Here is a 6,993-nt window from a genome sequence, read left to right as displayed (position 1 = left end):
CCGGCGGCCACGGCCGCGGCGTAGAAGGGTCCGGCGTCCTCGTCGGCGTCGGTGCGGGCGAGCTCGTCCCCCGCGGCGGTGAAGACCTCCGCCGACCGCGTTCCGGTGGCGCCGGTGCCGAGCATCCCGCGGGCCGCGGTGAGCACGCTGCCGCCGCGGTCCAGCTCGATCTCGGCGAGCGTGCGGCGGATCTCCAGCCGCCGCGCCTCGGGGACGGCGCGCAGGATCGCGCCGGTCACGAGGGGGGCGGGCCCGCCGGACGGCGTGAAGACGGCCGCGGCGCGCGCCTCCTCGACGAGCTCGTCGACCTCGTCGATCCCGCCGCCCGCGGAGTCGAGCAGGCCGAGCAGGGGGACCAGCACCTCGGCGTCGAGCGGGGCGCCCAGGGCGACGGCGACGGCCAGCTCGCGGACCCGGGCGTCGAGTGCCCAGAGCCGGTGCCCGAGCTGGTCGAGCAGCCCGGTCGGCACGGGCACCCGCAGGGATCCGGGCGGGGCGTCGCGGAGCAGCCGGGAGCGGTTCTGCGGTCCGATCCGCTCGACGATCTCGGCGAGCATGCGGTCGACCAGCGCGGGCAGGCCGGCGGTCTTCGTGTGGACGTGCTCCACCAGCGGGTCCGCGGCCGGGCCGCCGAGCAGCCGCGCGGCCCGGGCCGCCACGCCGGTGCGGTCGAGGGTGCCCAGGACCAGCGGGGGCCGGTGGGCGCTGAGCGCGGCGCCGAGGGCGGCCAGCTGAGGGGTACGGGGCCACGGCCGGCGGGCGACGACGAGGCGCGCACCGGGCAGTGCGGCGCGCTCGCACAGCAGGTCGAGTGCGGGCCCGGACAGGTCGTGGGCGTCGTCGACGACGAGGGGGCCGTCCCCGGCGCCCTCGATCGAGTCGGTGACCGATGTGGACCACGCGGCCGCGACGGCGCGCAGGGTCGTGGTCTTGCCGGCCCCGGCCGGCCCGACGACGTCGCACACCAGGCCCGCGCCGGGCTCCGCGGCGACGGCGCGGACGAGCCGGCGCGCCGCGGGCGCTCCGGCCAGCGCCTCTCCCGGGTCCGGTTCGGACACCGTTCCACCCCCTTACGGCCCCCCGACCGTGCGACGACCGAGCGTATCGATCCGGAGCGGTGCAGCGGTCCGCCGCCGCATCGGCGCAGCCACGACCCCCCGATCGGGTGAGGGTGGTTCTCAGACTCGTGCGGCGGCTACTGCGGCGGCCCGGCCGGGTCCACAGAGGTGTCCGTGGGGGCACCGGACGTGCCGAGGAGGTCCTGCCACGCAGCCCGGTCGACCGTGTCGGGGACCGCCTCGGCGGCTCTGCTCGATGGTCCATTCCGCGAGCTCCGTGTCCGGCCCGCGGCGAGGATCTCGACGGCCCGGGTGGCGTCGGAGCCCGGCTCGGACGCGCGGTCCACCGTGCGGGCGAGGACCGGCCAGGACTCGCCGCCGAGGATCCCGTTGGGCTCCTCGGCGCCCGTGGCCAGCTGGAACTCCGTGACGGCGGCGACGGTGGCCGGGATGTAGCGGCCGTCGACGTTGGTGCGCACGCCGGCGTCGCGCAGCAGGTACTGGGCGGCCAGGACGGCGTCGCCCGCGTCGCCCGCCCGCAGCAGCGGCCAGCTCGCCTTCTGCGTGTCCGCCTCCTCGACGCGCCGGCCCAGCACCTCGGCCACCTCGCTGCGCAGCCGCGGGAGCATGCCGTAGAGCCGGTCGCCGGGGCAGATCGTGTTCTTGAAGTCGCGGTGCCCGTACAGCTCGGTCGGCGCGATGCCGTACTGGCTGCAGATGTACGCGCAGGTGGTGCGCAGCGAGTCCCAGAGCGCGCCGGGCGGGTCCTGGTCGATGTAGGTGCCCTCGTTCTCGATCCCGACCGCCACGACGTTCTGCCCCGTGCAGTGCGCGCCCTCGACCTGGCGCTGCCCGATCCGCAGCACCTCGAGCGAGCGGTGCCGGCCCTCGAGCACGAAGCCGCCGCGGCTGATCGTGAAATGCTGCCCGGTGTCGAGCCAGCCGCGGCTGTCCATGTGGAAGTTCTGGATCGCACGGGCGACCCGGTCCGCGGCCCCGCGGCTCATGTCGGCGACGTTGGCCGACGCGGTGTGGTGCACGAGGATCTTCACCGGGCGCTGGTTCCAGATCGGCACGATCGCGCTGTTCGGTCGGGCCCCCCAGCCCGCACAGTCCACGATGTCCGGCGAGGCGACGCCGTCGGTCACGGCGCTGCCGGGCGGGTGCTCGCCGGCCTGCGCGAGCCCCGGTGCGGCGACCAGCGCCCCGGCCGCGAGTCCACCCAGGACGAAGCCGCGGCGCGTCAGATCCCCGCGCCCCGCTCCCGTCACCCCACGCTGACGACCCATCGTGGCCCCCTGCCCTTCCGGATGACCCATGTGGTCACACGAGTCACATCCGCCCCGGGGGAACCTTGGATCACGCACGCTCCGTGCACAACCGGTCGCCCCGAAGGTGTGACGACGACTCCCGGATCGGACGGTGGTTGCCTCGGTTACTCGTCGGTAATAAGCTGGGCAGCGCGAGTTACCCGTCGGTAGGAAGGAGCACCGCGATGGGCCACTACAAGAGCAACGTGCGCGATCTCGAGTTCAACCTGTTCGAGGTGTTCCGGGTCCAGGAGCAGCTCGGCACGGGTGCGTTCGAGGGCGTCGACACCGACACCGCGAAGGGCATCCTGAGCGAGCTGAACACGCTGGCCACCGGCCCGCTGGCCGAGTCCTTCGCCGACGCGGACCGGAACCCGCCGGTCTTCGACCCGAAGACCCACACGGCCACGCTGCCGCAGTCCTTCAAGGACTCCTACAAGGCCCTGTGGGACGGCGAGTGGTACCGGCTGTCGCTGCCCGTCGAGCTGGGCGGCTTCGGCGTGCCCCCGTCGGTGCAGTGGGCGGCGTCGGAGCTGATCCTCGGCGCCAACCCGGCGCTGTACATGTACATGGCCGGCCCGAGCTTCGCCTCCGTGGTGCACGCCAACGGCACCGAGGAGCAGCAGCACTGGGCCGAGATCATGATCGAGAAGGGCTGGGGCGCCACCATGGTGCTCACCGAGCCCGACGCCGGGTCCGACGTGGGCGCCGGCCGCACCAAGGCCGTGCTGCAGGAGGACGGCTCCTGGCACCTCGACGGCGTGAAGCGGTTCATCACGTCCGGCGACCAGGACATGACCGAGAACATCATGCACCTGGTGCTGGCCCGCCCCGAGGCGCCCGGCCTCGACCCGAGGCCCGGCACCAAGGGCCTCTCGCTCTTCCTCGTGCCGAAGTTCCACTTCGACTCGCGGACCGGCGAGCTGGGCGAGCGCAACGGCGCCTTCGTCACGAACGTCGAGCACAAGATGGGGCTCAAGGTCTCCACGACCTGCGAGCTCACGTTCGGCCAGCACGGCGTCCCCGCCAAGGGCTGGCTGCTCGGCGAGGTGCACGACGGCATCGCGCAGATGTTCCAGGTCATCGAGTACGCCCGGATGATGGTCGGCACCAAGGCCATCGCGACCCTGTCGACCGGCTACCTCAACGCGCTGGAGTACGCCAAGGAGCGCGTGCAGGGCCCGGACCTCACCCGGCAGACCGACAAGACCGCCCCGCGCGTCACGATCACGCACCACCCGGACGTCCGCCGCTCGCTGATGACGCAGAAGGCGTACGCCGAGGGCCTGCGGGCGCTGTACCTCTACACCGGCACGTTCCAGGACACGATCCGCCAGGGCGGCGACGGTGTGATCGACCTGGACCTCGCGGAGAAGGTCAACGACCTGCTGCTGCCGATCGTCAAGGGCGTCGGCTCGGAGCGGGCGTCGGAGCAGCTGCTGCAGTCGCTGCAGACGCTGGGCGGCTCGGGCTTCCTGCAGGACTACCCGCTCGAGCAGTACATCCGCGACGCGAAGATCGACTCGCTGTACGAGGGCACCACGGCGATCCAGTCGCTCGACCTCCTCTTCCGCAAGATCGTCAAGAACAACGGCGCCGCGCTGATGCACGTCGCCGGCGAGATCCAGGCGTTCCTCGAGAACGAGACGGGCAACGGCCGGCTCAAGGAGGAGCGGGCGCTGCTGGCCACCGCGCTGGCCGACGTCCAGGGCATGCTCGGCTCGCTGACCGGCTACCTGTTCGCCTCGCAGAAGGACGTCGGCGAGCTGTACAAGGTCGGCCAGCACAGCGTGCGGTTCCTGATGGCCGTCGGCGACCTGCTCGTCGGCTGGCTGCTGCTGCGCCAGGCGGACGTCGCGCAGAACGCGCTGGCCGGCGACGTGAGCGCCAGGGACAAGGCGTTCTACGAGGGCAAGATCGGCGTCGCCCGGTTCTTCGCCAGGACCGCCCTGCCGAAGCTCACCGCCGAGAAGGCGATCGTCGAGGCGGCGGACAACTCGCTGATGGAGCTGGACGAGGCCGCGTTCTAGTCAGCTCGAGATCGCACGAACGGCGCTCTCGCTCATTCCTTGTGAGCGAGAGCGCCGTTCGCTCACTGGACGATGTAGGACTCCAGCTGCTCGCGCTCGCGCTCCAGGGAGTCGATGCGGGCCTTGACGAGGTCGCCGATCGACACGATGCCGAGCAGCTCGTCGTCGACCACCACCGGCAGGTGCCTGACCCGCCGGTTGGTCATGACCTCGGCGAGGGCGCTCACGCCGTCGTCGGGCGTGCAGGTGGCCACGACCGTGGTCATGATCTCCGAGACGGCGATCCCGAGCAGGTCCGCGCCCCGCTCGTACAGCTTCCGGACGACGTCGCGCTCGGACACCATCCCCACGAGCCGGCCGTCCTGCACGACCGGCAGCGCGCCGTAGTTCCCCTCGGCCAGACGGGCGAGCAGGGCCGACACCGTGGCCTCGGGCTCGATCGTCGCGACGGCGTGCCCCTTGCTCCGCAGGATGTCCGCGATGCGCATCCGTGCCCCCGATCCTCGACGTCGTTGTGCGAGGAGGGTACGAACCGTGACCGCTGTCCCGCGAGGGCTGAACGGCGGCTCGCCCCGATCGTCCGACGGCGGGTCAGCCGCAGATCACGTTGGGTGACGGGTTGTACTTCACCGTGCGGGTCTTCCGGGTGACCTCGCCGGTCTCCAGGTTGCGCATCACCCGCGTGTCCGTGGCCGTGAAGCCCTGCGACCCCTTCGACGGGGTGCACGCCTGGCCCGGCGGGACGGTGATGGTCTGCGGCTCGGTCGGGTTGGTGCGCGGCCCGGTCTCCGAGGTGACCTCGTAGCGCTTGGTGCCGAACATCTTGACCGTGAGGTTCGACGGCGTCCAGGACGTCTGGATGAGCACGCCCGTGGGCCCGTCGTTGCGGAACTTCAGGTCGATGATGTCGTCGAACACCGTGGCCTCGCGGGCCACCGGGTAGCGGCTGATGTAGAAGCTGTGCTCCTTGTGCGCCACGTCGACCATGCCGGCGAAGTACGCCGCGTTGTACAGCGTGGTCGCCACCTGCGAGACGCCGCCGCCGACGCCGCGCGCCGAGTGGCCGTTCTCGATGATGCCGGCCTCGACGTACCCGTTCGCCGCGTTCCGCGGGTTGGTCAGGGCGTTGAGGCTGAAGGTCTCGCCGGGCTGCACGATCGTGCCGTTGACCTGCTCGGCCGCCCGCTTGATGTTCTGGCCCGAGTCGGCCGCGAACCCGCCGGTGGTGAACGAGCTGATCTCGCCGGTGATGCCGAGCGACGACAGCTTCTCGGTGGTCAGCTCGGCCTTCTGGTCGGCGTACACCGCGACGACGCTGCGCTCGCCGGTCCCGGTCAGGACCGCGACGACGTTCTCGAGCGTCTTGTCGTAGTCGATCCCGCGGCCGTCCTGCGAGGGGACGACGGTCGGGGTGCCGGAGGAGAAGTCCAGGCTCGCGTCCCGGGCGGGCTTCTCGGTCGCGGCGAGCTGCGGCGACGCGACCTCCTTCAGCGCCTCGTTGTTGATCTCCGGGACGAGCTTGGGGCTCGCCGCGGCGTCGGCCCGGAAGGTCAGCGCACTCGCGATGTCCGCGGGCTGCAGGACGGCGTCGGCGCCCTCGCCCTTGATCGTCAGGGGCGCGGAGACGGCCGGCGTCGCGACCTTCTCGATGGCCTCCTGGACGTCGTCGTTCGTGGTGGCGGTCGGCTGCGGGATCAGCGGCAGCGCGACCGGGGCACCCGACGCCCAGTCCCGCTCCAGCACGCCGACGGCGGCGGACAGGTCGAGCGTCTGGCCCGGGACCGGCGGGACGGCGACCGGGGTGGTGCCCTCGAACCGGACGTTGCCCTCGACGGGGGCCTGGTCGACGACCGGCTTGAGCTGCTCCAGCGCGGTGGTGACCGACCGCTCGTCGGCCTTGTTGATCACGCCGACCTCGCGCTCGGAGAAGAACGACGTGATCCGGGTGACCGGGTTCAGCGGCTGTGCGCCCGCCTGGTCGATGGTGGCCTGGTAGTCGACCTCGAGGCCGGCGGCCTTCGGGTCGATCTGGCTCTGCACCGGGCCCGCGGTGATCTGCACCGGGAGCGACGACCGGGGCTCGATGGCCTCCTGCAGGCGCTGCCGGGCGTCGGCCTTGGAGAGCCCGCCGAGCTCCAGCCCGGCGACGGTGACGCCGCGGGGCACGTTGCCCGCGGACACGACGAGGTCGGCGACGTAGAGCAGCCCGAGCACCGCCACCACGCCGGCGACGACGAGGAGCGGCTTCTTGCGGCGGCCGCCGCCCGTGCCGGAGCCGCCCGGCCGGTCCCCGGTCGGCGGGGCGCCGGAGCTCTGCGTCGGCGGGACCGCGCCACCCGTGGGCATGCGGAACTGCTCGGTCGGCGGGTCGGCCGGGCGGGCCGGGGCGCCGAGGCGCTGGGTCGGCTGGTCGACGCTCGCCGCCGCGGCCCCGGTCCGCGGCAGGACCTGGGTGTCCTCCGAGCCCCAGGCCGGGGCGGCGGGGTGCACGGCGGTGGGCTCCGCATGGAGGACACCCCCGTCGCGTTCGCGGTCGAGCTGGACCGGACCAGCCCGGTCCCGCTCTACCACCAGCTCGCGCTGGCGATCGAGCGC

Annotated in this window: 4 protein-coding genes and 1 pseudogene; 1 reads left to right on the top strand and 4 read right to left on the bottom strand. The window is 72.7% G+C overall.

Annotation, left to right across the window (positions count from 1 at the left end):
• Together AB0B41_RS42165 and AB0B41_RS42160 are read right to left on the bottom strand one after the other, a co-directional pair.
• Positions 1–1,058, bottom strand: a pseudogene (locus AB0B41_RS42165) (hypothetical protein); the annotation flags it as partial.
• 137 nt (positions 1,059–1,195) lie between these two features.
• Entirely contained in the window at positions 1,196–2,347 is a 1,152-nt protein-coding gene (locus tag AB0B41_RS42160) for an N-acetylmuramoyl-L-alanine amidase (protein ID WP_358212729.1), read from the bottom strand.
• 206 nt (positions 2,348–2,553) lie between these two features.
• On the opposite strand from AB0B41_RS42160, the gene AB0B41_RS42155 reads away from it, so the two are divergent.
• Positions 2,554–4,398 carry an acyl-CoA dehydrogenase gene (locus AB0B41_RS42155; protein ID WP_358212727.1) on the top strand — a complete coding sequence of 615 codons (1,845 nt, stop codon included), beginning with the start codon at positions 2,554–2,556 and terminating at the stop codon, positions 4,396–4,398.
• A 62-nt stretch (positions 4,399–4,460) separates the two neighbouring features.
• On the opposite strand, the gene AB0B41_RS42150 is transcribed toward AB0B41_RS42155, so the two are convergent.
• Both AB0B41_RS42150 and AB0B41_RS42145 read right to left on the bottom strand, forming a co-directional pair.
• On the bottom strand, positions 4,461–4,886 hold the full coding sequence (locus tag AB0B41_RS42150; RefSeq protein WP_358212725.1) for a CBS domain-containing protein: 426 nt from the start codon (positions 4,884–4,886) through the stop codon (positions 4,461–4,463).
• A gap of 103 nt (positions 4,887–4,989) precedes the next feature.
• The gene (locus AB0B41_RS42145) at positions 4,990–6,888 is read right to left on the bottom strand and encodes a VanW family protein (protein ID WP_358212724.1); all 1,899 of its coding nucleotides are present in this window, start codon (positions 6,886–6,888) and stop codon (positions 4,990–4,992) included.
• Positions 6,889–6,993 lie beyond the last annotated feature (105 nt).

Origin of the sequence: Pseudonocardia sp. NPDC049154 (assembly GCF_040648315.1) — a bacterium.
GTDB lineage: Bacteria > Actinomycetota > Actinomycetes > Mycobacteriales > Pseudonocardiaceae > Pseudonocardia.
Note: the sequence above shows the minus strand (reverse complement) of the source record. Positions and strands in the feature narration are given on the sequence as shown.